Origin of the sequence: Terrisporobacter vanillatitrophus (assembly GCF_051148895.1) — a bacterium.
Lineage (GTDB): Bacteria > Bacillota > Clostridia > Peptostreptococcales > Peptostreptococcaceae > Terrisporobacter > Terrisporobacter vanillatitrophus.
This window is the reverse complement of sequence record NZ_CP154625.1, coordinates 2,675,277-2,699,742: the sequence shown is the minus strand read 5'-3', so window position 1 is coordinate 2,699,742 and position 24,466 is coordinate 2,675,277. Positions and strand designations below refer to the sequence as shown.

Here is a 24,466-nt window from a genome sequence, read left to right as displayed (position 1 = left end):
ATTTGAAAACAATTAAAATAGAAGATGCTTTAAAATTAGAAAAAACAATTTTTATAGATGTTAGAACAGAGAGAGAATACTTAGATGATCATATATTAAATGCTTATAATATGCCATTATTTGATAATGATGAGTATTGTGAGGTTGGTACTATATACAAACAAGAAGGGAAACACGAAGCCATAGATAAAGGTTTGGACTTTGTTTCCCCAAAGTTGAAAGACATGTACAAACTAGCAAAAGAATTGTCAAGTGAGTATGAACATATAGTAATATATTGTGCAAGGGGTGGAATGAGAAGTGGCTCTGTAGCCAATTTACTTAGCTCTATTGGAATAGATTTGTACAAGTTAGAAGGTGGATATAAATCTTATAGAAATTATGTGCAAAATTATTTAAGCAACATAATGGACAAAAAGCAATTTATAGTTCTTCATGGATTAACTGGAGTTGGTAAAACAGAGTTATTAGTAGAATTAGAAAAAAATAATATGGATATAGTAGACTTAGAGTATATGGCGAGAAATACTGGATCTGTATTTGGATTTATAACTTATGATGAAAAGCCACCAACTCAAAAAACTTTTGATTCTAGAATATTTGAATCATTATTTTTTTCAAAGAGTGATTACTTATTTATAGAAAGTGAAAGTAAAAGAGTAGGTCATGCACTAGTACCAAATGACATATATGAAGCAATAATAAGAGATGGATATCATATACTTATAGAATGTGATATAAAGGATAGAGTAAAAAGACTTTGTAAAGATTATATTTATGATAGAAATGAAGATAATATACAAGCCTTAAGACAATGTATAAATACATTTAGAAAAAGACTTGGAAATAAAACTGTAGATGAATACTTAGAATTATTGGATAAGGAACAGTATGAAGAGTTAGTTGAAAAGTTTTTAGTATTTTACTATGATCCTCTTTATATGCATTCAGTAAACCAATATAAATACAATGACGTAATGAAATTTGAAGACATAAACGATATAATAGAAAAATTAATAAGTTTTCATAAGACAGCAATGGAAGGAGTTAAACAATGTTAAAAATAGCACTAGAATCGTTAGGTTGTTCGAAAAACCTAGTAGATGCAGAAATAATGATGGGTATATTAAATAAAAAGGGTTACAAACTTACAGGGGATTTTGATGAGGCAGATGTAATATTAGTAAATACATGTGGGTTTATAGAATCAGCAAAACAAGAGTCTATAGAAACTATAGTAGAATTTGCAAATCTTAAAGAAACTGGAAACTTAAAATTACTTATTGTTACAGGATGTTTAGCTCAAAGATATTCAGATGAATTAAAAGAAGAAATTCCTGAAATAGATGCAATAGTAGGTACAGGAAGTTACCAAAATATTGACGAAATCTTAGAAAATTTACAAAAAGAGAAACAGGTAGTTAGCTTAAATGATATAGAAGTTGTTTACAATGAAGATCTACCAAGATACGTTTCAACGCCAGATTATATGGCTTATATAAAAATAAGTGAAGGTTGTGATAAACACTGTACTTATTGTATAATACCAAAATTAAGAGGGAAACAAAAAAGTAGAAAAATAGAAGATATAGTAGCTGAAGCTAAAAACTTAGCACAAGGCGGAGTTAAAGAATTAGTAGTTATAGCACAAGACTCTACAATGTATGGTTCTGATATATATGGAGGAGCAAGATTACCACAATTATTAGAAGAGTTGGCTAAAATAGAAGGATTAAAATGGATAAGAATAATGTACTCATATCCAGAATCAATAACAAAAGAGTTAGTAGATGTTATAAAAAGAAATGATAATATTTGCTCTTACTTTGATATGCCAATACAACATGCAAGTAATAAAATATTAAAATTAATGAATAGACAAACTACTAAAGAAGAATTAATAAATAAAATAAATATGATTAGAACTGCAATACCTGATGCAACACTTAGAACAACATTAATAACAGGATTCCCAGGAGAAGACGAAAGAGATTTCCAAGAACTTGTGGAATTTGTTAAAGAAGTTAAATTTGACAAGTTAGGTGTATTTCCTTATTCAAGAGAAGAAGGAACTGCAGCAGATAAGCTTCCTAATCATTTAGAACAAGAAGTTAAAGAAGAAAGAAGAGATGTTATAATGATGATTCAACAAAGTATCTCAGAAGAAATAAACCAAAGAAAAATAGGTAAAACATATGAAGTTTTAATAGAAGAACAAATTGAGGACAATGTATATATTGGAAGAACTCAATTAGATGCAGAAGAAATTGACAGTATAGTATATGTAAAATCACATACTAATCTAGAGTCAGGAGATTTTGTAAATGTTAAAATAAACACTGCCCTAGAGTATGATTTAATGGGGGATATACAAGATGAATTTACCAAATAAATTAACATTACTGCGAATTTTGTTAATACCGGTATTTGTAATTATAATGATGCTAGACATTACAAATCATTATTTAATTGCCTGTTTAATATTTATTATTGGATCAATAACAGATGCTCTAGATGGTCATATTGCAAGAAAAAATAATTTAGTTACTGACTTTGGAAAATTTATGGATCCTTTAGCTGATAAATTATTAGTAATATCAGCTCTTATATGTATGATAGAATCAAATTTAGTTGCAGGTTGGATGGTCATTATTATAGTTGCAAGAGAGCTTACTGTAAGCATTTTAAGAGCTATAGCAGCTGCAGATGGAAAAGTTATAGCTGCCAGTGGTGGAGGTAAAATAAAAACAATAAGCCAAATGTTAGCCATAATAATTTTACTTCTTGGAGCTAATGTAAATAATAGTATATTATTACAAGTTGGAACTATACTTATGTTAATTGCAACATTTTTTACTTTATATTCTGGAGCAGACTACTTATATAAAAATAAAGAATTATTTATGAATAGTAAATAAGTTATAAATCCTTGCTGAATTAGATTCAGGAAGGATTTTTTTAAAAAAATAAAAAATATTCGTATAAAAGTTTATATATAAGTTTATAAATATAAATGTATGTCTTTATAGTTAAACTAATTTATAATATATGTTGAAGATAAAGCTCAAATTCAATTGACTAAGAAAGTTTTATAAGATATAATAAAAGTAACATATAGAACAAATGTTTGCGAAAAGGAAGGATGAAATAATATGAGTATAGAAAAAGAAAAATTACAAGCCCTTAATCAGGCTTTAGGCAAAATAGAAAAAGACTTTGGTAAAGGATCTGTTATGAGACTTGGGGAAGCTACTTCGTTGAATATAGATGTAATATCTACAGGATCTATAGGACTAGATATTGCAGTAGGTATTGGTGGACTTCCTAAGGGAAGAATTGTTGAGATATATGGACCAGAATCTTCAGGTAAAACAACAGTTGCTCTACATACAGTAGCTGAAGCACAAAAAAACGGTGGTATAGCTGCATTTATAGATGCAGAACATGCCCTAGATCCAGTATATGCTAAAGCTTTAGGTGTAGATATAGATAACTTAATAATTTCACAACCAGATACAGGGGAACAAGCTCTTGAAATAACAGAAGCTTTAATAAGATCTGGAGCTATAGATATAATAGTAGTTGACTCAGTAGCAGCCTTAGTTCCAAAAGCAGAAATAGAAGGGGAAATGGGAGATTCTCATGTTGGTCTTCAAGCAAGGCTTATGTCTCAAGCTTTAAGAAAGTTAACAGGATCAATAAAGAAATCAAACTGTGTAGCTGTATTTATAAACCAGTTAAGAGAAAAGGTTGGTATAATGTTTGGTAACCCAGAAACTACAACAGGTGGACGTGCTCTTAAATTCTACTCATCAGTAAGACTTGATGTAAGAAGAATAGACAGTATTAAACAAGGAGATAAAGTACTTGGAAATAGAACAAGAGTAAAAGTCGTTAAAAATAAAGTTGCGCCTCCATTTAAACAAGCTGAATTTGACATAATGTATGGAGAGGGAATATCTAAAATTGGGGATTTATTAGATATAGCAGCAGATGTTGATATAGTTAAAAAATCAGGTTCATGGTATGCATATAATGATATAAAACTTGGACAAGGTAGAGAAAATGTCAAGAAATTTTTAGCCGATAATATGGACTTAACTGATGAAATAAATACTAAAGTTAGAGAACATTATAACCTTGATAAAGCAGTTGTGGAAGAAGATAGCCAAAGTGAAGAATAAAAATGAATACGCCCCTCCTATAAACTTGACATGAATTAGAAAAAATTATAAAATTAAATGAGGATAAAATATTTTAAATTATGATGATTTTATTTAAAGTATTCCAAGATTATAGATAAAGAAACTTTATTAAATTTAAAACTTGGGCCTTCTAGTGAAAAAGGGCATAATTTAAATGATGTTAAAGAATAATATTGATATTTTGGGATTATTACAAAAGGAGGTGGATGTCATAGAAATAATAGCCAGCATACTTGGTTTAGCTATTGGTATTATAGTTGGATATTTTGTTAGAAAAAATATATCTGAAACTAAAATTGGTGAAGCTAAAGACTTAGCCAAAGATATAATAGATAAAGCAAATAAAGACTCAGAAACAATAAAAAAAGAAAAATTATTAGAGGCAAAAGAAGAGATTCACAAATGGAGAACTGATGCAGAAAAAGAACAAAGAGAAAGACGTAATGAAGTTCAAAAGTATGAAAGAAGAGTTCTTCAAAAAGAAGAATCTATTGAAAAGAAGCAACAAAATCTAGAGGTTAAAGAATCTAGTTTAAATGAAAAGTTAAAAGTGGTACAAAGAAAAGAAGACGAAGTAGAAGAAATAAAAGTTAAGCAACTTGAAAAGCTTGAAGATATATCAGGGGTTACTTGTGAAAAAGCTAAAGATATAATTCTTGCAAATGCTGAAAGAGAAGTAAGACATGAAATGTCTATAATGATTAAGGATATTGAAACGCAAGCTAAAGAAGAAGCTGAAAAGAAATCTAGGGAAATAATAGGCTATGCTATCCAAAAATGTGCAGCAGATCATGTTGCGGAAACAACAGTAACTGTTGTGAACTTACCAAATGATGAAATGAAGGGGAGAATAATAGGTAGAGAGGGGAGAAATATAAGAACTCTAGAAACTTTAACAGGTATAGATCTTATAATTGATGACACTCCAGAAGCTGTAATTTTATCAGGCTTCGATCCTATTAGAAGAGAAGTAGCAAGAATAGCATTAGAAAAGCTAATATCAGATGGAAGAATACATCCAGCTAGAATAGAAGAGATGGTAGAAAAAGCAAGAAAAGAAGTTGATAGTATCATCAAAGAGTTTGGAGAACAAGCTACTTTTGAAACTGGTGTACATGGATTACATCCTGAACTAGTTAAACTACTTGGTAGATTGAATTATAGAACAAGTTATGGACAAAATGTATTAAAGCATTCAATAGAAGTTGCTCATATAGCAGGAATTATGGCAGCAGAAATTGGTGCAGATATAAAACTAGCTAAGAGAGCTGGTTTACTTCATGATATAGGTAAAGCAGTAGATCATGAAATGGAAGGAACTCATGTTGAAATAGGTATGGATTTACTTAGAAGATATAAAGAATCTAAGGATGTTATACATGCAATGAGTACTCACCATGGAGATTATGAGCCACAAATAGTTGAGGCTGTATTAGTTACAGCAGCAGATGCCATATCTGCAGCAAGACCAGGAGCAAGAAGAGAAACTTTAGAAGCATATATTAAGAGATTAGAAAAGCTTGAAGAAATAGCTAACTCTTATGAAGGTGTAGAAAAATCTTATGCAATTCAAGCTGGTAGAGAAATCAGAATAATGGTCAAACCTGATAGCGTAAATGATGAAGAACTTCACTTATTAGCTAGAAAGATGACTAAACAAATTGAGGACGAGCTTGAATACCCAGGTCAAATAAAAGTAAGTATAATAAGAGAAACAAGAGCAATAGAATATGCTAAATAATAAAAAGGAGAGTTTTAACTCTCCTTTTTTTATTAAAATATATATAAAACATAAATTATTTTATATAAGAAGTAAAGTAATTATTTAGATACTAGGCGAAGTGAATTTTACTATAATAAAATGTATATATTTGAGAATATAGTAAAATATATGTTTAAATGATATAATTACTATAAAGGGGGAATGCAAATTGAGGCAAAATATTAATATTAATTCACAATTAGATGCATTAAAAGTAAAAGAAGTTGAAAAAATTTTTTACGAAAAGAACTCTGACAATACAAATGTAGTGCCAAAAGTTACTCCTTTTAGAGGAATTAACACAGATTTGTTATATATAAAAAATAATAAAATACTTTTTGTCAAATTTATGGATACAAGTGAAGACTTATTTTCTATATTAGATGAAGAATTGATTGAAGTAATGAATGAAGAATATGAGTTGTTAAAATTAAAAATGGCTCAGTTCTATAATAATATTAGTTTTAATTATGTATTTATCATGCCTTATGTGGATATAGAAGATACATATGGTTTAGAAGATTTTGTTAGTCACAATATAATAGATAAGAGCAAATTAAAAAACATAATTAATAATAGGGAAGAAATAGATAATTATTTAAAAGAAGAAAATAATGAAATAGAGCTAAATTTATATATTTTAGATATATGCCCAGAATACTATGAATTAAATGGTGCTTATCATATTAACAAAGAGTTTAAAAAAATAACTTTTTCTCAAGGAGATTACAATTATAGCGCTACTATGATTGCTGACGAACAATTAGAAAAGTCACTTTCTATTAATTATGGAAAAATATTGATAGAAGGCCCTACGGGTAGTGGTAAAACAACTATTATGATGAGTAGAGCAATAAAATTAGCACGCATATATCCTCATCATAATTTTATAATTTTTACTCATACGAAGCAACTTTGTAATCAACTTAGGGAAAGTCTTAAACTGTTATATAAAGATAATAACAACTTAGAGGTACATACAATTTCATCTTTTGTATTTAAATTATCTAAAAAGTATAATTTAATACTAGATTATGGTTTATTAAAAAAAGATTATGAAAAAACTTTTAATAATTTGATAAAACAAGCTAAAAATGTTATAAAAAATAAAAGAATGTTTAAAGGTATCTTTATAGATGAAAGTGAAAGTTTTGATAAAAAAGATGTTGAATTTATTCAAGAATTTTTATACGAAACAAAATATATATTCAATATGTATTATTGTGAATCTTTAAACATATACAATAGTGTAAATATATTTAAAATTCCTTTAGAGTATATTGATTTTGATGAAAAAGTGCTACTTAGAAAAAACTATAGACAGAAAAAGGAAATTATTAATTTTTCAAATGCATTTTGCAAAAATACCAATAATTATATAAAAGATTTGAGAAATAATGTAAGCCGAGACATATATATACCTAGTGATATTCTTATGGAAGGCGGAATTTCAGCTCAAATTGTGAAAGTTGAAGATTTAGAAGAGCAAATTAACTCAATATTATGGGAAATTGAATATCTTGTAAATAACAAAGGCTTAAATTACAGTGACATAGCTATCGTATTTCCATATAATAAAAAGAAATTAAAAAATGGAAAAACAATATATTTTCAATATCTTCTTAGAAAAGCATTGGATGATGTAAGTATTCCATATATTGTTGGAGATGATAATCTAAATAAATATGGTAAAAAAAGTGGTATAACCATATCGAATTTATACTTTATTAAAAGTTTGGAATATAAGGCAGTTGTATTTTGTGAATTAGAAATGTTGTATAATCAAACTATAAATGAAGAAGATCAAGACTATCAAGTAAATGACTTTATAGGAGATCTTAATAAAATATATATGGTTATGAATAGAGCTAGTGAGTATTTAACATTTATAACTACTTTTAATGAAAAATCCAGTGAATTAATTAATATATTAGTTAATTCTGTAAATAACTAATGACTTTAAGAAGCACTTATGTGCTTCTTAATTATTTATCAAAATAAAATTAATAATATATAAAGTTAAAAAGTGATTAAAATAATAATGAAAGGAGACCTTATGGATAATAGTTACATATTGAGCGAGAGCGAATTTGAAATATTTAAATTATTTTCAATGAAAATGACACCAGCAACAAAAAAAGACTATTTTAGTAAAATAATTCTATTTAAAGAGAAAACCAATGTGGAAGATTTACTAGAAGTAACAAAAAATGAATGTAGAGACTTTGTATCTTTTATAGAGGATGAATATGCCACATCAACTAGTGAGAAGATTTTTAGTTATTTACATAGTTTTTATGCTTTTATGAAGAGAGAAAAATATATAGAATTAAATCCATTCACTTTTGTTAAAAAGCCAATAGTTACAAGAGAAAAAGGTAAAAAAGATGTGTTAAGTATACAAGAAATAAATCAGCTAATAGATTCTCTACATAAGCTCAATGCTAGAGATAGATTAATAATGGTATTTCTAGTTACAACAGGATGTTTATTAAGTGAATTAGTAAGAGTCAAATGGAAAGACTTAATTGTAGATGAAGAAAATAATTTTTACGTAAGACTTGGACAAGGTAAAAAAGAAAGAGTTATAAAACTTCATCCATATTGTTTTAGACTTATAGAAAGTTATAGATATTTTTCTGGACTTAGTGAAATAATAATACCCTCTGAGGACTACATATTTACAACACAAAAAAGTCAATCTATTACAGATAGAAATGTAAGATTAATAGTAAAAAAAGCTTTTGATATTGCAGGATTACCTCAATACTCTGCAAAGGATTTAAGGCATTCATATGCAGCTATTTCTTTAATGCTTGGAGCAGATAAAGAAGATATAAAGAAACAGTTGGGATGGAGTGATAAATACTATGCTATAAGATATAAACATGTATTAAATTTTGTTGATAGTGAGAGTATTGATTATATACTAGGTAAAGATAATTTTAAATTAAATAAAAAATGATATGAACAAAAAGCATAAAAAGTATTGTTATTGTTCGTGAAATTATATATAATAAACTTTGTAGAATAAAAAGATTTAGGGATGGTGCAAAAAATGATAGAAAATAAGTACACAACATATTCAAATCCTTTAACAGAAAGATATTGTAGTAAAAATATGAGTTATATTTTTTCTCCTCAATTTAAGTTTTCAACTTGGCGAAAGCTATGGATTGCATTAGCTGAAGGGGAAAAACAATTAGGAATAAACATAAGTGATGAGCAAATAGAGGAATTGAAAGCTCATGTAGATGATATAAATTTTGATGAAGCAAGAAAAATAGAAAAAGAAGTTAGACATGATGTAATGAGTCATGTTAAGGCTTATGGACTTCAATGTCCAAAAGCAAAAGGCATAATTCATTTAGGTGCAACATCAGCTTATGTTGGTGACAACACAGATGTTATTCAAATGAATGAAGCGTTAAAATTAATAAGAATTAAACTTGTTAATTTAATTGATAATCTTAAAGACTTTGCTTTAAAGTACAAAGATGTTCCAACATTAGGATTTACGCACTTCCAAGCAGCTCAGCTTACAACGGTAGGAAAAAGAGCTACTCTTTGGGCACAAGACTTAATAATAGACTTAGAAGACTTAAACTATAGATTAGAAAATATGAAGCTTAGAGGAGTAAAAGGAACTACTGGAACTCAAGCAAGCTTCATGAGCTTATTTGAAAATGACACAGACAAAATAAAAGAATTAGATAAAATAGTATGTGAAAAAATGGGTTACAAAGAATCTTATAAAGTAAGTGGCCAAACATATACCAGAAAATTAGATTCTCAAGTATTAAATGTACTTGCGGGTATAGCACAAAGTATGCATAAAATGACGAATGATATAAGATTATTACAAAGCTTAAAAGAATTAGAAGAGCCGTTTGAAAAGAATCAAATAGGATCATCAGCTATGGCTTACAAGAGAAATCCAATGAGAAGTGAAAGAATAGCTTCTTTATCGAAGTTTATAATTTCTGAGTCAATATCACCAGCCTTAGTAGAAGCTACACAATGGTTAGAAAGAAGCTTAGATGACTCAGCTAACAAAAGACTTGCTATACCACAAGCATTTATGGCTGCAGATGCAATATTAGATATAGGTATAAATGTAACTGATGGATTAGTTGTATATGAAAACATGATAAGAAAGCATATAGATGAAGAATTACCATTTATGGCTACAGAAAATATACTTATGGAAGCTGTAAAAAGAGGTGGAGATAGACAAGAATTACATGAAGTAATAAGAGAGTTATCTATGAAATCAGCTTACAGAGTTAAGCATGAAGGCTTAAATAATAACTTAATAGACTTAATAATTGAAGATGAAGCTTTCAAAATGTTAAATAAAGAAGAAATAACATCTATACTAGATCCTATGAACTTTGTAGGAAGAGCTCCGCAGCAAGTTGTAGAGTTTGTAGAAGAATATTTAGAGCCAGCTATAAATGATTATAAGGATTGTATAGGTATAGAAATAGACTTAAGAGTATAGTTATAAGTAAAGAGCCAATATGGCTCTTTATTTTATTATGGGCTTTAGCCTGTTGAGTATGTATACTCAACATTAAACCACCCGCTATGCGGGTGCGGAAACGATAGTTATACTAAAAAATCACCTTTCCTGAGATATAATGTAGTTGTTCAGGCTACAAAATAATGAAAGGAAAGGTGATTTTATGGCAAATAAAACGAATAGCTTAGCCCATACAAAATGGCTATGCAAATATCATATTATCTTTACACCTAAGTATAGACGAAAAATTATATATAATCAATATCGAGAAAGCATAGGTCAAATAATTAGACAATTATGTAATTACAAAGGTGTTGAAATAATAGAAGGGCACTTGATGCCCGACCATATACATATGTTGGTGAGTATACCACCTAAGTTGAGTGTATCTAGTTTTATGGAGTATTTGAAAGGCAAAAGTGCACTTATGATATTCGATAGACATGCTAATTTAAAATACAAATTTGGTAACAGACACTTTTGGGCCGAAGGTTTTTACGTTAGTACCGTAGGCCTTAACGAAGCAACAATTAAAAAATATATACAGGAACAAGAAAATCAAGACATATTAAAAGATAAATTAAGTGTTAAAGAATATAGAGACCCTTTCAAAGGGTAGTTGGTAACAAAAAATCCCTTTAGGGATTGCCTAGTATCAAAAGGCATTGTGGTCTGAACAAAGTGAAAACAGCGTCCTTTAGGCGCTGCCAGCAAAAAAGGCTTATAGCCTTAGTACAAACCACCCGTTTTACGGGTGGTTATGATTTTGATTAAAATTAAATTGAAATAAATATTTATAAATTTTAATGTAATAATTTCATAAAAATTAATATTATAGTAAGTTATAATAATATTAGAAAATTAAAAAAGGGATATTTGCAAAAAGTATTGTACTAGAAATATTTTTATTGTAAACTATAGAAGTGGAAAAAAGTCAATAAATTAAGCATCTGAGGTGATTAAATGAACGGTATAGTAACAAATACAATTGGTTTTTTATCAAAAACCTTTCCTAAAATTTACTCAAGTCTTTACTTAGAATACCTAAAGAAATATTCGGCATTATACAATGTAAATAAAACGCAATTAAGAGCTTTAGTATTTATAAAAAACCACGGTAGTATAAGTATGACAGAGCTATGTGCTAAACTAAATATAGAAAAAGGAAGTCTAACAAGTATGATAGATGACTTAACTAAAAAAGGCTATGTTTACAGGGAAAAGGATTTAGCAGATAGAAGAAAATACATGATAGTTATCACAGAAGAAGGGGAAAGATTAGCTATAAACTTTACTAGTAAATTAAGTGATGAACTAGAACAAAAGCTATTTAAGCTAGACGAAAGTGATAGATTAAGATATCAAGAGGCTCTAGAAACTCTTCAGTACATACTAAATAAAGAAGAATTAAGTTAATAAAAAAACCATCTTACTTTTGTAAGATGGTTTTTAATTACATTTAGAAATTATATATTAAGCTTTAGCTAAAGCAGATTTTTCTTTTTCTAATTGACAATATTCTTCAAGAGCTTCTTTTAATAATTGACCAGATCTTCTTAAGTCTTCTTCCTTTAAAACGTAAGCAAGCCTAATTTCGTTTTTACCAAGACCTGGAGTAGAGTAGAATCCTTCAGCAGGGGTACACATAACAGTTTCATTGTCTCTTCTAAATTCTTTTAACATCCAAGCAACGAAATCTTCAGCATTTTCCACTGGTAATTTAGCAACAATATAAAATGCACCCATAGGTTTTTCACATATAACGCCTTCTGCTTTCATCAATTCATTATATAAAGTATCTCTTCTATTTTTATACTCATCATTAACTTCTTTGAAATAAGATTTTGGAGTACTATATAAAGCAGCAGCACCTAATTGTTCTATTGTAGCAACGCAAAGTCTTCCTTGGCAAACTTTCATTACTTCAGCCATGAATTGTTTGTTTTTACAAGCTATAGAACCTATTCTAGCACCACAAGCACTGTATCTCTTAGAAACACTATCTATAATAACAACTCTATCTTCAACTTCTTTAATATTTCCGAAACTTGTATACTCAAGTCCTTCATATACAAACTCTCTATATACTTCATCAGCTATTATCCATAAATCTTTCTCTTTAGCTATTTCAGCTATCATTTGAACTTCCTCTTTAGTATATACGCATCCAGTTGGATTTCCAGGGTTAACAACTAGTATAGCAGAAGTTTTATTATCTATTTTAGCGATTATTTCTTCTTTAGTTGGTAGGTGGAAACCGTTTTCTGCAACTGTGGTTACAGATTTTACTTCAATATTTAAACATTGTGCAAAACCATTGTAGTTTGTATAGAATGGTTCGGGAACTAATATATTATCCCCAGGGTCACATGCAGCCATAAAGGCAAATAATAAAGCTTCACTACCACCATTAGTAACTATAACATCTTCACTTGCAAACTCCATGTTATATGTAGTGTAGTATTTTCTTATAGCTTCAATTAATTCAGGCATTCCTTGAGAACCTGCATATTCTAAAACCTTTTTGTCAAAATTTCTAACTGTGTCAAAAAATCCTACAGGAGTTATAATATCTGGTTGGCCTATATTTAAGTGGTATACCTTAACTCCCTCAGCCTTAGCAGCTGAAGCGAATGGTGCTAATTTTCTTATTGGTGATTGTTGCATTGAACTAAGTCTTTTTGAAAATTTCATTTGAATATTCCCCCTTATAAACATATGAATTGATTATTTAATCTCAATCTACCATAATATTAGCATAATGGCCAATAAACTGCATTATTATAAAAAAAAATATTTCCAAAAAATCTAATAAATATCTTAATTATTTTTTATACAATCTTTTTAATTGCATATAGTGAAATTTCAATAGTACAATAATAATTAAAGTAAGAAGATAAAATATTTACAAAGAAACTTTGTTAAAATATAATTTATGTAAGATACGTTTTAAAAATAATAGTTTATAAATAAGGCTATATGATAGAGGAGTTTATAATGAAAGAGCTTGGAATTGATACATTAAATAATAGTAAAGTTATTATTGCAAGAGAAAGAATTAAAAGGCCACTGGATAAAATGAATAGCAAGGCTAATGAAACCATTGAAAATAATGAGTATAGTAGATCATGTCCATTTTGTAGAGGAAATGAAGATAATATATCTGATGAAACTTATGTCATAAATAAAAATAATGAATGGGTAGTTAAATCTGTTAAGAATAAATATCCGATTATAGATGAGAACCCTTTAAATGAAATAAAAGGAGAGCACGAGGTAATAATAGATACATATAAACATAATGGCAATTTTTATAATATGATAGAAAAAGAGTTTTATAATTTGTTACTAATGTATAAAGTAAGATTTAAGTCACTTAAAAAGGATGAAAATATTAAATATATTTGTTTATTTAAAAATTATCTAAGACAAGCAGGAGCTTCATTAATGCACTCACATTCTCAGATTTTATCGTTACCATTTATTCCTCCAGATTTAGAAAATGAATATGAAGTTTGTGATGAATTTTATAAAAAAATGGGTATAAATATGTATAGTCACCTTATTATAGAAGAGATTGAAAATAAAAAAAGAGTCATACATGATAGTCCAAATTTTTTAGTGTTTGTACCTGAAATTTGTAGGTTTACAGGAGATACAGTTATTTTATTAAAAGACAATACATACTTTTATGACTTAAATGATGATGATCTAAAAGAATTATCTATTATATTAAAGAAATTATTTGAAAAAATATATAAAGAGTATGGAAACTGTCCATTTAATTTATATCTTCATACTCATCCTGTAAATATAGAAAAAGATTACAAAGATAAGTATAATGTACATATTCATATTGTTCCAAGAAGATTTAATTTTGGAGGATTTGAATTGAGCACGGGTATATATGTATCATCAATTAGATCAGAGGATATAGCAAATAGATTAAAATTTGACGAATAAAAAGGAGAGAAATATGAAATTTATATCATGGAACGTAAATGGAATAAGAGCTTGTGTGAATAAAAATTTTATGGAATTTTTTAATGAAGTTGATGCAGATATATTTTGCTTGCAAGAAACAAAGCTACAAGAAAACCAAATAGATTTAAAACTTAATGGATATTATCAATATTGGAATTACGCTAAGAAAAAAGGATACTCTGGAACAGCTATTTTTTCAAAAAAAGAGCCACTAAGTGTGACTTACGGGATAAAAATTGAAGAACATGACCAAGAGGGAAGAGTAATCACTCTAGAATTTGAAGATTTCTATATGATAACAGTATATACACCAAATTCTCAAAGTGAATTGAAAAGACTTGATTATAGAATGAAATGGGAAGATGACTTTAGAGCCTACTTGAAAAAACTTGATGAGATAAAGCCTGTTATAGTATGTGGAGATTTAAATGTAGCACATAAAGAAATAGACTTAAAAAATCCTAAGACCAATAGAAAAAACGCTGGATTTACAGATGAAGAAAGAAATAAATTTACAGAGCTACTTAATGAAGGCTTTATTGATACATTTAGATATTTCTATCCAGATAAAGAAAATATTTACTCATGGTGGTCTTATAGATTTAAGGCTAGAGAAAAGAATGCAGGATGGAGAATAGATTATTTTTGTACATCTGAAAAACTAAAAGATAAATTAGTAAGTGCTAAAATACATACAGAAGTATTAGGATCAGATCACTGCCCAGTAGAATTAATAGTTAAATAATATAAAAAATCCTTCCAAATATTAAAGGAAGGATTTTTTTAATCTTTTAGATTATTTTTTTCTTTAAAAGGTTTACTTCTTCTACCCATTTTGTAAGCTAGATGAATAATCTTTTTTTCTTCTTTGTTTAAATCTCTATTTAGAATCTTTTTAAATTCACTAAAAATACTATCATAATTTACTTTTCTTTTTGCAGCAGGCTTCTTTTTATCATCGTTATTAAAATTATAATTTTTAGTTTCTATTTCATCGTTAAAAATATTTTTAAATACTAAAGAAGTATAATAAGCATCATTTAAAGCATTATGATAAGATTTATCTTGATTCAATTCTAAAAGAGTAATAGCATTTTGTAGACCAATGCTTTTTCCACTTGGATTTTTAAAGTAAACAGAAGCATGATGTTGGACGTTTATATAAGTGCTAGATAAATTATCTGTAGATAAATTATAATAATTGATATTTCTATATAACTCTTTTAAATCTCCATTGCCCCAAACACAAAGTATATTTTTTTCTTTATCAATAAAAGACTTGAACATATTAAAAGCTTCAGAAAAACAAGGTGCATCTTTTACATCTTCATTAGTTATGTTAGTCATTTTTTTTATAAAGGGGTGAATTTCTTTATATATGTGAGGTTTAATAAAAGTATTAAAAGTATCAACTATTTCTAAGTTAGAGTCCAACTTGACAGCGCCTATTTGAATAATTTCAAAGGGGCATTTTTCATTAGAAACTGTCTTATTTAGCTTTCTATCAAATCCTTGATTAAACTCTAAATCAAAAACTATATATTCCATAAAATCTTTCTCCTAAATAATAATTGTGCAATACTATAATTAAAGAATATAAAATTGAAATAAACTATAATATCTATTTTTAAGTATAACCTATTATTAATAAAAAGTTAAACTTTTTATATTATTTATATTATTATTAATTATATGATGAATATGAATAAAAATATATTGCGAAGAATTATTAAATTGTTTATAATAAAATAAATAAAATTACGAATTATTTTAAAAATGAAATAAAAAATAATACGGAATATATTTGACTTAAATTTGGAGGTAATTTAAAAAATGAAAAGCTTTAATGACATGCTATATTACGTTAATAAAAATAATTATAATGAAGAAGAGTTTAAAGAGTTAATGTCAAGACATAAAAATGTAAGGTTCGTATCATTAGTGGGGGTAGATTTAGGAGGAAATGCAACAGATGAGAAAATTCCTATAGAGTTTTTCTTAGAAGATGTGGAAGGATTCTTAAAATCGGCTATACAAACAGATGGATCTTCTGTTGAATTATATGATATTGCAACACTAAATAATGCAAAGGTTGATTTAATGCCAGATATTAATTCAAAATGGTATGTTGATTATAATTTAGAACATATAGATGAAGACACTAATTTGCCAATAGGAACACTGAAAATACCAGCATTTTTAATTCATGATAATAAAAAAGTTTGTTCAAGAGGAGTATTACAAAAAGCTGAAAGACATTTTAAAAAATCTTTACTAGATTTATTTAAGGAATATCCTCATTTAATAAATAATATAGGAATAAACAGTGTAGATGATATAGAAGACATACTTTTGACAGCGGCTACGGAATTGGAATTTTGGGTTAATACACCAGAAGACAAGGCAGATTTAGAAAAATTAGCAGTATCTCAAAGTTTGAAAGAACAATACTGGAAAAGAACTCATGGAATAATAAGAACGTGTCTGGAAAAATCCTTAATCAAGTTACAAAACTTGGGAATAAGCCCAGAAATGGCTCATAAAGAAGTTGGAGGAATACAAAGTTCTATAAGTATAGAAGGTAAAACAAATCATGCTATGGAACAATTAGAAGTATCTTGGAAGTTTGATTCACCACTTAGAGCAGCAGATAATCAATTAATAGTAAGAGAAGTAATAGAAGATATATTTACAATGAACGGACTAGAAGTAACTTTTAAGGCTAAACCTATATACGGCGTAGCAGGTAGTGGAGGTCATGCTCATATAGGTGCAAGTGTAAAATTAAAAAATGGAAAAATTCAAAACTTATTTGCTCCAAAAGATATGAAAAAAGACTACTTAAATGAAATAGGATATGGAGCTTTAATGGGATTACTTCATAACTATGAAGTTTTAAATCCAATAGTGACTTGTACAAATGATGGGTTTGAAAGATTAGTACCAGGTTTTGAGGCGCCTGTTTGTATAGTAACATCTCTTGGTCATACTTATGAAATACCATCAAGAAATAGATCAGTACTTGTGGGGCTTGTAAGAGATGCAAAAAATCCAAAATCTTTAAGATTTGAACTTAGATCACCAAATCCTCTTTCTAATACTTATTTAGTTATAGCAGGATGCTATCAAACTATGTTAGATGGAATTATAGCTGCTGCAAAAAGTAAGCTAACAACTAAACAATTAGAAAAAGAAATATCTAAGGATTTAGGAGAAGAAAGTTTCTATTTAGACAAGAATAGAGTATACAGAGATGAAAATGATGTATTTGAACATTACAATGAAGAAGAAAGAACAATAAGATTTGGTGAACCACCTGCAACAGTATACGAAAATATGCAAAACTTCAAAAAATATGAAGAAAAACTTAAGTCATTAAAAAATGGAAATGTATTTAGTGAGAATATAATTAACTCTTTTAAAACAGGAGCTATAGATAAATGGAAAAAAGAATTAAGATTTAGAATTATTCATGATCATATGGATAGATTAAGAAGTTATGTAAAACTACACACAAAAGAAAATATGGATGCTTTAGATGAAGTAAATTGGAATGCAATTACAGAGTTAAAAACAAAAGTAATGAAAGATACATTAACAAGTAAATGTCTATTTACAAATATTATAGAAGCTATAGAAAACAAAGATTATGAGACTGTATCAAATCTTCAAAAAGAACTTAGTTATGATATGAAAATACTTCAATCTTTATATGTAGATTACGCCAAAAATATATTCTAATATAAGTTTCATATTACAAAAATTACTGTGGATTAAAAGTCCACAGTATTTTTTATTTGTTATAAAATTATAATAGAGATATTAATAATACGCCTACAAATAAAACATAAGATAAAAATCTCAAGTATTTTGCAGGTGTAAGTTTTTTTATTGGTATATAAATAAATATGATATTTAAAATTATAGTTATTACAATCATATAAAATGATAATTTTGTAATATATGCATTATAAAAATTTATAATTAAAAATATAAATGTGAGTATAAGAAAGAATCCGTTGTACTTTGTAAAAAAAGGCAATACTTTATTTATATATTTTTTCATTTGGAAATTTTGTGTTGCGAAGTAACAGTCTCTAAGTATGTAAAGTAAGCAATATAAAAATGAAAAAACGAAAATACTTAGAAATAAATAATCTTTTAAATTTATATCCATAAAAATTCCCCCTTTGCCCTTAATATATTTTATTTGATTTGAATGAAAATTATAGATAGAATTATAAAAAAATTGAACTTGGTTAATAATAATGTTTATAGGAAAAGGAGGAATAAAATGAATAAATATTTAAAGGTATTAGTTATTAATACTTTTTTATTTGTAAGCTTAATGTTTAGCTTTCAAAGGAATATTTCCTATGGACAAAGTAATAACATAGATATATTAATATCAATAACAAAAAAGGAAGAAAATCTAAATAATAGAATAAAAGATTTAGACTGTATATTAAAAAGTGAAAATCAATATAGAATTCTCAACAATGATATAGAGAGTGGTATATTGGGAAAAAAAATTAATATAGATATTTTAAAGTACAGTCAAATTAAATTTTTTAAAATGTTTTTTGAGAGACAATTAATAAATTGTGAAAAAAGTGAAAATTTATTAATAAAAGAAATCAAAAGAGAAAAAGAGGCCGCTTTGGAAAAAAGTAATGCGACTTACATAAGAGGAGAATGGCCCTTAGAAAACTACAGGTATATTAGTTCTGGATATGGATATAGAATACATCCAATAACAAAAAGAATAAGCTTTCATAATGGTATTGATATTCCTGCACCCAAAAATACGTCGGTCCTTGCAAGTGATGATGGAATTGTAAGTTTTGCAGGTTATAAAAGTGGATATGGAAATGTGGTAGAAATAGAACATTTTGATAATAAAAAAACATTGTATGCTCATAATAGCCATCTAATAGTAGAGGCGGGTCAAATAGTGAAAAGAGGACAAGTTATTGCTAAGGTAGGATCAACAGGAAATTCAACGGGAAATCATGTTCACTTTGAAGTTAAAATTAATGATAAGAGCATAAATCCATTGTATGGAATAAGTAATGATATATAAATAAAAAAAAGCAAAGATTAAGTCTTTGCTTTTTTTATTGTTAATTATTGAAATTTTAAAATAATTTAGAATATTTAGTATAAAATGAAAATTTTATGGTGTAATAAAAAGGATTTATTTATTAATGTATAGAAAATAATATTAATATAATTTAGTAGAAAAATAAAAATAATGGCTTACTGAAGGAATGGGGGAGGGGTTGTATGAAGTCTAGGTTGTTAAAAGATATATTAATATATGTTGTAGTTCCTGTATTACTTTTTAATGCTGCTCTTATAAGTAACATAGAAATTGCCTTTCAAGTTTCGTGTGCTATTGCAATAATTTATTCAGTTTATACTAGAATTAAAGAGATTAGAGTAAATTTTACTGGTTTAGCTATATTTTTTATAATAATCGCTTATTTTATATCAAGTAAAAATCCAGATCCAGATGATGTATATTTTTATAATACATGTATATTTTTATCTTTAGCGCTAATAATTCCAGGACTAAAGGTATTTAATAAGGATATTAGTTTAATAGTATTAAAGGATATATTAAAATCTTTAAATAAAAATAGTTTGGCAATGATTAGATTATTGAAGAAAAAATCAATGCTAGGTGAAATTAATAAAATATGTTCGATGATAGAAACAAATTTAATATTAGTATCACTTTTAAGAATTATCAATATTCTGATTTATAGTAGAGGAAGTAATTCATATTTAAATTTTATAACAAATTGCATTGGTGTAACATTTACGATATTTATTATTTATAAAATTATAAAAGTTGTTTGTGAATCTAAAAAGCTTAATATTGATAAAAACAATAAGGGAATAAGTAATGAAAATAATACAAAAGGAAAGGTAATTAATTTTAATTCCTTCAAATAGTTATTTATAAAAGCATTAAAAATCATGTTTGGATAAGCAAACATGATTTTTTGTTATTTAAGAAGTTCAAAAACATAATCACCTATTTTATCAGGGTGTATGTTTTTTTTGAAATAAGTAATATTTTTATCCATAAATTCAACTCTTGAATCCAATTTATTATTTAATAAATTTTTTATTAAATCTTTTAAATCTTCATCGTTATCATATAAAATACCTATTCCCTTATCCCTGATAAATTTAGCATTTTCAATTTCTTGACCAACTTTTGGATTTTTTACTATTATAGGAGTATTTGAGCTAATGGCTTCAAATAATGTTGCACCACCAGATTTAGTTAACATTAAATCGTAATTTTTTAATAAGTCGGACATATTAGTAACAAATCCCTTTACATCTATGTTTTGAAGAGGTTTTTTTACAGTTAAGGTATCGTATAGTTTTTTGTTACTACCAGTTACTATAGTTACATCTAATACATCATTATATTCATTTAAGTATTCATCAAGCCAGTGCATAAAATTTTCATCAAAATCAAATAAACCTCTGCCTCCACCCATAAGAAGTAGTCTAAGTTTATCACTACGTATTTTTTTATCACAAATGAAACTCTTACTTACAGGTACTCCTGTTACTCTAAAAATATTAGGATCTAAGCTTTTTTGAACATATCTATTTTTTATTTCGTAAGATGGCACAAAATACATATCTGTTGTTTTAAATATCCACTCTAAGCTATCTACTACATCAGTTATCACAGTTATAGATGGTATTTTTTTGTGAGGATGTTTTGTGTTAAAATCATTTACACATGCTGCAGCACATGGAAATGTTGAAATAATTAAATGTGGGTCAATGCTTTTTATGTACTCAGCAAGCTTTGGCATATATATTTTATAAGATATATCGTATTTAGCATTAAAAGATTTTTTTATATAATAGTAATAATTATATAGTCCAGGAGCATACTTAGTATTACTTTCGTACATTTTTATCATAGGTTTATTTATACGAGGAACACTTGCGCTAATAAAATTCTCTATTACAATATTTATGTTATCATCTTTTTCTTGAATATATTCCTTTATAGCATTTGCTGCGCTAATATGACCAGCGCCAAATTGGGCTGTTAATATTAGTATAGTTTTTTTATTCTCTACTTCATTCAAAATATCACCTCGAAAAGAAAGTTTCTTTTATAGTATTATACCTTTGTATTTAATTATAATCAATGACAATGATTTTGATAATAAATTTTAAAATCATAAAGGAAAGTTAACCTCCTATGTAAAACATAGAAAAAGAGGTGAAATTATGAAAAGTATTAATAATAGTACCTATAATGAAAATCACTCATGTAATGATGATGATTTATTAAAAAAAATGAAAATTTATATGTTTTCATTAATAGGCATAATCATTTTTTTCGTACCTATAAAAGTTAATAACCAAAATGAAACATTATTATATCATATGTCTTATTTTTTAGAGAATAAAGCGTCCATACTTATAAATATAAGCATTATATTCTTTATTTCATTATCTATTTTAAAAAGTATAATAAATGTAAACAAGTCAAGTATAAACAAATTTTTAATAATTATAAAAATATTTAGTTTAATAATATTTGTTTTTATATTAGTCGGAAAAGGAGAAATTTTTTTTATAGATGATAGCTTTATATTTATTTTAAAAGATTTAATATTAAATTTAAGTATTGTTCTTCCTATTGCATCTTTATTTATGCCATTTTTATTAGATTATGGATTAGTTGAAATTACAGAAGCTTTTACTCATAAAATTATGAAGAAGATGTTTAGAGTAAGTGGGAAGGTATTTTTAAATTTTTTAGTATATTTATTAGTAGATAATGTATGTGGTGCTTTCGTTACATATAGCCTCTATAAGGGTGGTAAACTACGACAACGAGAATGTGCTATTACAATTTTAAATTTTTCTGTTTTATCATTAAGTTTAACTAAGGATTTATGCAACAAGATAGATATAAATACAGGGAAATTTTTAATTATGGAAATGATAGTTTTATTTATATGTAATACTATCATTAGTAGAATTTATCCTTTAAATAAGAAAAATCAAAGTTATTATTTTAAATCTGGTCATAAAAATGTTAATTGCAAAAAATATAAGTTAAATACAGCAGTTAAAAAATATTATGAAAATAAAACTAATAAAAAATTTATTAGCTTATCTTTGTCATATTTAAATGATGTAATATACATTTTGATGGACTTAATTCCTATAATTATAACTATTTTTTTTATAGGAAACATTATATATAATATAACTTTTGTAATGGATATAATAAACAATCTTGTTTATATTATTATTACTAAGCTTAATGTTCCAAATAGTATCTTAATATCAAATGTATTGAATTTAAACTTTTTTAACAATATTTCAGCTATAGAAATCATAGACAACAATACTTATTATCTAAGTAGGGTAATGATAGGATTATTTATAAGTCTTCAATGTGTAAGTATTAGTTTTTTAATACCTTTTATTAAAGTATCCATAATTGATTTAAATATTGTAGAAATATTTTTAGTAACAATTGAAAGATTTTTAATAATGCTTTTTATTTTCTTTATTTCTTACAATTTTTATTTGGGATATATACTTTAACTTAACATAGTATTAATTAATGCAAATGAGTTAAGAGAAAATATAATATATGAAAAAGATTATAATTTAAAAGAATTCAGACAAACTATAAATAAAAATTTAGAAAATTAATATAAAGTAAATATTCAAGCAACAAATGTTTAATTAAAAATATTTTTAAATTCAAACAATGCAAGTAAATTCTACTTGTATTGTTTTTTTGCTTTACAATAAGTAACCACATTACAAGCTTTTCATATAATTATATTAAGTGACATAAGTTTTAGGGCTTATGGAATAAAAACAACAAAAGGAGTTTGACTTATTATGAAAAAAAAGAAGAAACAATCTTGTTCTTGCGCTCCTCAAAATGAAGCTTGTAAACCAGTTGAATCTGCAGTAGAATGTACACCTATTTCATCTTGTAAACCATGTCCTACTGAAAAGAAAGCAATGGCTTCTTATGTAGAGTGTCCATGTGGAGATTATGAGATAACTTGTGTAGATAAATGTGTAGAGTTAGCTAAAAAGGCAGAAGAATTATTTGAAAAGGCTTGTAAATATGAAGTAGATGCAACACAAACATTTAATCAAGCTAAGGAATGCGAGAAGAGTGCTAAATTATTATCACAAAAGGCATGTAATTTATTACAAAATGCAAACAAAAGTGAAAATCAAGCTAAAAATGATGAATGTAAAGCAAAAGAATTGATGCAAAGAGCACAGGAATTGTGTGAAAAAGCAAAAGCTTTAAAAAAGGAAGCAGAGTGTATAGAAAGAGAAGCGAAAGAAAATTGTGAAAAAGCCAAATGCTTATATGAAAAAGCTGAAACTTATAATGACAAAGCTAAATGTTTATATAATCAAGCATTAAAATATGATGAAAAAGCATTAGAATGCTATAAAACAGCAGGGGATAAGATAAAAGAATATGAAAGTAAGTCTAAGAAATGCGAAGAGATGTTAGGTAAATGTGGTAATAAACTACAAAATTGTGAAAATAATTGTGTATCAAATCAATCAGTACAACCTAAAATGGATATTGTAACTAGTATGCCAACTATGCATTCAATGCCATCATGTGCATGTGAAAAACCTTATAAAAATACTTGTGAAACTATAGTAGAAAAGACATGCAAATGTTATGATGAAATAATTTATGTGGATATGGATAATGATTGTTCTTTTGAAAATTCATGTTCAACTTATGTAAGCCCAATGTATAATATGGCACCAATGCAATGTATGGGTAACTTTACTAATAAATATCCATCATTAGATAATTTTAATATGTCTCCTTATACTAATCAATATGATGAGATGTGGATGAATTATTATATGTATATGCAACAAATGATGGAGCAAATGCCTTACAATAAATAAGGATAATAAATAGGGGGA

General features: G+C 26.8%; 20 protein-coding genes. 17 read left to right on the top strand and 3 right to left on the bottom strand.

What is annotated here, in order from left to right; translation table 11 throughout:
• Positions 1–2 precede the first annotated feature (2 nt).
• The 10 genes from mnmH to TVTCOM_RS13385 all read left to right on the top strand — a co-directional run bounded on the left by mnmH (position 3) and on the right by TVTCOM_RS13385 (position 11,908).
• A complete protein-coding gene (gene mnmH, locus TVTCOM_RS13430) occupies positions 3–1,061 on the top strand; it encodes a tRNA 2-selenouridine(34) synthase MnmH (RefSeq protein ID WP_434796781.1) in 1,059 nt (352 codons plus the stop codon).
• Positions 1,055–2,392 (top strand): 30S ribosomal protein S12 methylthiotransferase RimO, encoded by a 1,338-nt coding sequence (gene rimO, locus TVTCOM_RS13425; protein WP_434796780.1) that lies wholly within the window; start codon positions 1,055–1,057, stop codon positions 2,390–2,392. Before mnmH ends, rimO begins: the two co-directional genes overlap by 7 nt.
• Positions 2,376–2,918: a CDP-diacylglycerol--glycerol-3-phosphate 3-phosphatidyltransferase gene (pgsA, locus tag TVTCOM_RS13420; protein WP_434796779.1), complete on the top strand. Its 543-nt coding sequence runs from the start codon at positions 2,376–2,378 to the stop codon at positions 2,916–2,918. The genes rimO and pgsA overlap by 17 nt, the downstream gene beginning before the upstream one ends.
• A gap of 234 nt (positions 2,919–3,152) precedes the next feature.
• A complete protein-coding gene (gene recA, locus TVTCOM_RS13415) occupies positions 3,153–4,184 on the top strand; it encodes a recombinase RecA (RefSeq protein WP_434796778.1) in 1,032 nt (343 codons plus the stop codon).
• A gap of 175 nt (positions 4,185–4,359) precedes the next feature.
• Positions 4,360–5,946, top strand: a complete 1,587-nt coding sequence (gene rny, locus TVTCOM_RS13410) for a ribonuclease Y (RefSeq protein ID WP_434796777.1) — start codon at positions 4,360–4,362, stop codon at positions 5,944–5,946.
• A 190-nt stretch (positions 5,947–6,136) separates the two neighbouring features.
• Complete coding sequence (locus tag TVTCOM_RS13405) at positions 6,137–7,921, top strand: DEAD/DEAH box helicase family protein (RefSeq protein WP_434796776.1); 1,785 nt, start codon at positions 6,137–6,139, stop codon at positions 7,919–7,921.
• 102 nt (positions 7,922–8,023) lie between these two features.
• A complete protein-coding gene (locus TVTCOM_RS13400; protein ID WP_434796775.1) occupies positions 8,024–8,932 on the top strand; it encodes a tyrosine-type recombinase/integrase in 909 nt (302 codons plus the stop codon).
• Between the two features lie 93 nt (positions 8,933–9,025).
• Positions 9,026–10,471, top strand: coding sequence for an adenylosuccinate lyase (purB, locus tag TVTCOM_RS13395; protein WP_434796774.1), 1,446 nt, complete (start codon positions 9,026–9,028; stop codon positions 10,469–10,471).
• 184 nt (positions 10,472–10,655) lie between these two features.
• Positions 10,656–11,111, top strand: a complete 456-nt coding sequence (gene tnpA, locus TVTCOM_RS13390) for an IS200/IS605 family transposase (protein ID WP_434796773.1) — start codon at positions 10,656–10,658, stop codon at positions 11,109–11,111.
• Between the two features lie 344 nt (positions 11,112–11,455).
• A complete protein-coding gene (locus TVTCOM_RS13385; RefSeq protein ID WP_434796772.1) occupies positions 11,456–11,908 on the top strand; it encodes a MarR family winged helix-turn-helix transcriptional regulator in 453 nt (150 codons plus the stop codon).
• A 57-nt stretch (positions 11,909–11,965) separates the two neighbouring features.
• Here the strand turns inward: TVTCOM_RS13385 and TVTCOM_RS13380 are convergent, their stop codons facing one another.
• Positions 11,966–13,186, bottom strand: a complete 1,221-nt coding sequence (locus TVTCOM_RS13380) for a pyridoxal phosphate-dependent aminotransferase (protein ID WP_434796771.1) — start codon at positions 13,184–13,186, stop codon at positions 11,966–11,968.
• Between the two features lie 303 nt (positions 13,187–13,489).
• On the opposite strand from TVTCOM_RS13380, the gene TVTCOM_RS13375 reads away from it, so the two are divergent.
• Entirely contained in the window at positions 13,490–14,455 is a 966-nt protein-coding gene (locus tag TVTCOM_RS13375; protein WP_434796770.1) for a galactose-1-phosphate uridylyltransferase, read from the top strand.
• 13 nt (positions 14,456–14,468) lie between these two features.
• Positions 14,469–15,221, top strand: a complete 753-nt coding sequence (locus TVTCOM_RS13370) for an exodeoxyribonuclease III (protein WP_434796769.1) — start codon at positions 14,469–14,471, stop codon at positions 15,219–15,221.
• 38 nt (positions 15,222–15,259) lie between these two features.
• Here TVTCOM_RS13370 and TVTCOM_RS13365 read toward each other — a convergent pair whose 3' ends face one another.
• Entirely contained in the window at positions 15,260–16,024 is a 765-nt protein-coding gene (locus TVTCOM_RS13365; protein WP_434796768.1) for an exonuclease domain-containing protein, read from the bottom strand.
• A 285-nt stretch (positions 16,025–16,309) separates the two neighbouring features.
• Between TVTCOM_RS13365 and TVTCOM_RS13360 the strand changes: the two genes are divergently transcribed.
• From TVTCOM_RS13360 to TVTCOM_RS13350, 3 genes are all read left to right on the top strand, one after another.
• Positions 16,310–18,217 carry a glutamine synthetase gene (locus TVTCOM_RS13360; protein WP_434796767.1) on the top strand — a complete coding sequence of 636 codons (1,908 nt, stop codon included), beginning with the start codon at positions 16,310–16,312 and terminating at the stop codon, positions 18,215–18,217.
• Positions 18,218–18,770: 553 nt separating this feature from the next.
• The gene (locus TVTCOM_RS13355) at positions 18,771–19,559 is read left to right on the top strand and encodes a M23 family metallopeptidase (RefSeq protein WP_434796766.1); all 789 of its coding nucleotides are present in this window, start codon (positions 18,771–18,773) and stop codon (positions 19,557–19,559) included.
• A 203-nt stretch (positions 19,560–19,762) separates the two neighbouring features.
• Positions 19,763–20,437 (top strand): hypothetical protein, encoded by a 675-nt coding sequence (locus TVTCOM_RS13350; protein ID WP_434796765.1) that lies wholly within the window; start codon positions 19,763–19,765, stop codon positions 20,435–20,437.
• Positions 20,438–20,490: 53 nt separating this feature from the next.
• Here the strand turns inward: TVTCOM_RS13350 and TVTCOM_RS13345 are convergent, their stop codons facing one another.
• Positions 20,491–21,606: an MGDG synthase family glycosyltransferase gene (locus TVTCOM_RS13345; protein ID WP_434796764.1), complete on the bottom strand. Its 1,116-nt coding sequence runs from the start codon at positions 21,604–21,606 to the stop codon at positions 20,491–20,493.
• A 145-nt stretch (positions 21,607–21,751) separates the two neighbouring features.
• On the opposite strand from TVTCOM_RS13345, the gene TVTCOM_RS13340 reads away from it, so the two are divergent.
• A complete protein-coding gene (locus tag TVTCOM_RS13340; protein ID WP_434796763.1) occupies positions 21,752–23,086 on the top strand; it encodes a hypothetical protein in 1,335 nt (444 codons plus the stop codon).
• Between the two features lie 306 nt (positions 23,087–23,392).
• Positions 23,393–24,448, top strand: coding sequence for a hypothetical protein (locus tag TVTCOM_RS13335; RefSeq protein WP_434796762.1), 1,056 nt, complete (start codon positions 23,393–23,395; stop codon positions 24,446–24,448).
• Positions 24,449–24,466: the final 18 nt, after the last annotated feature.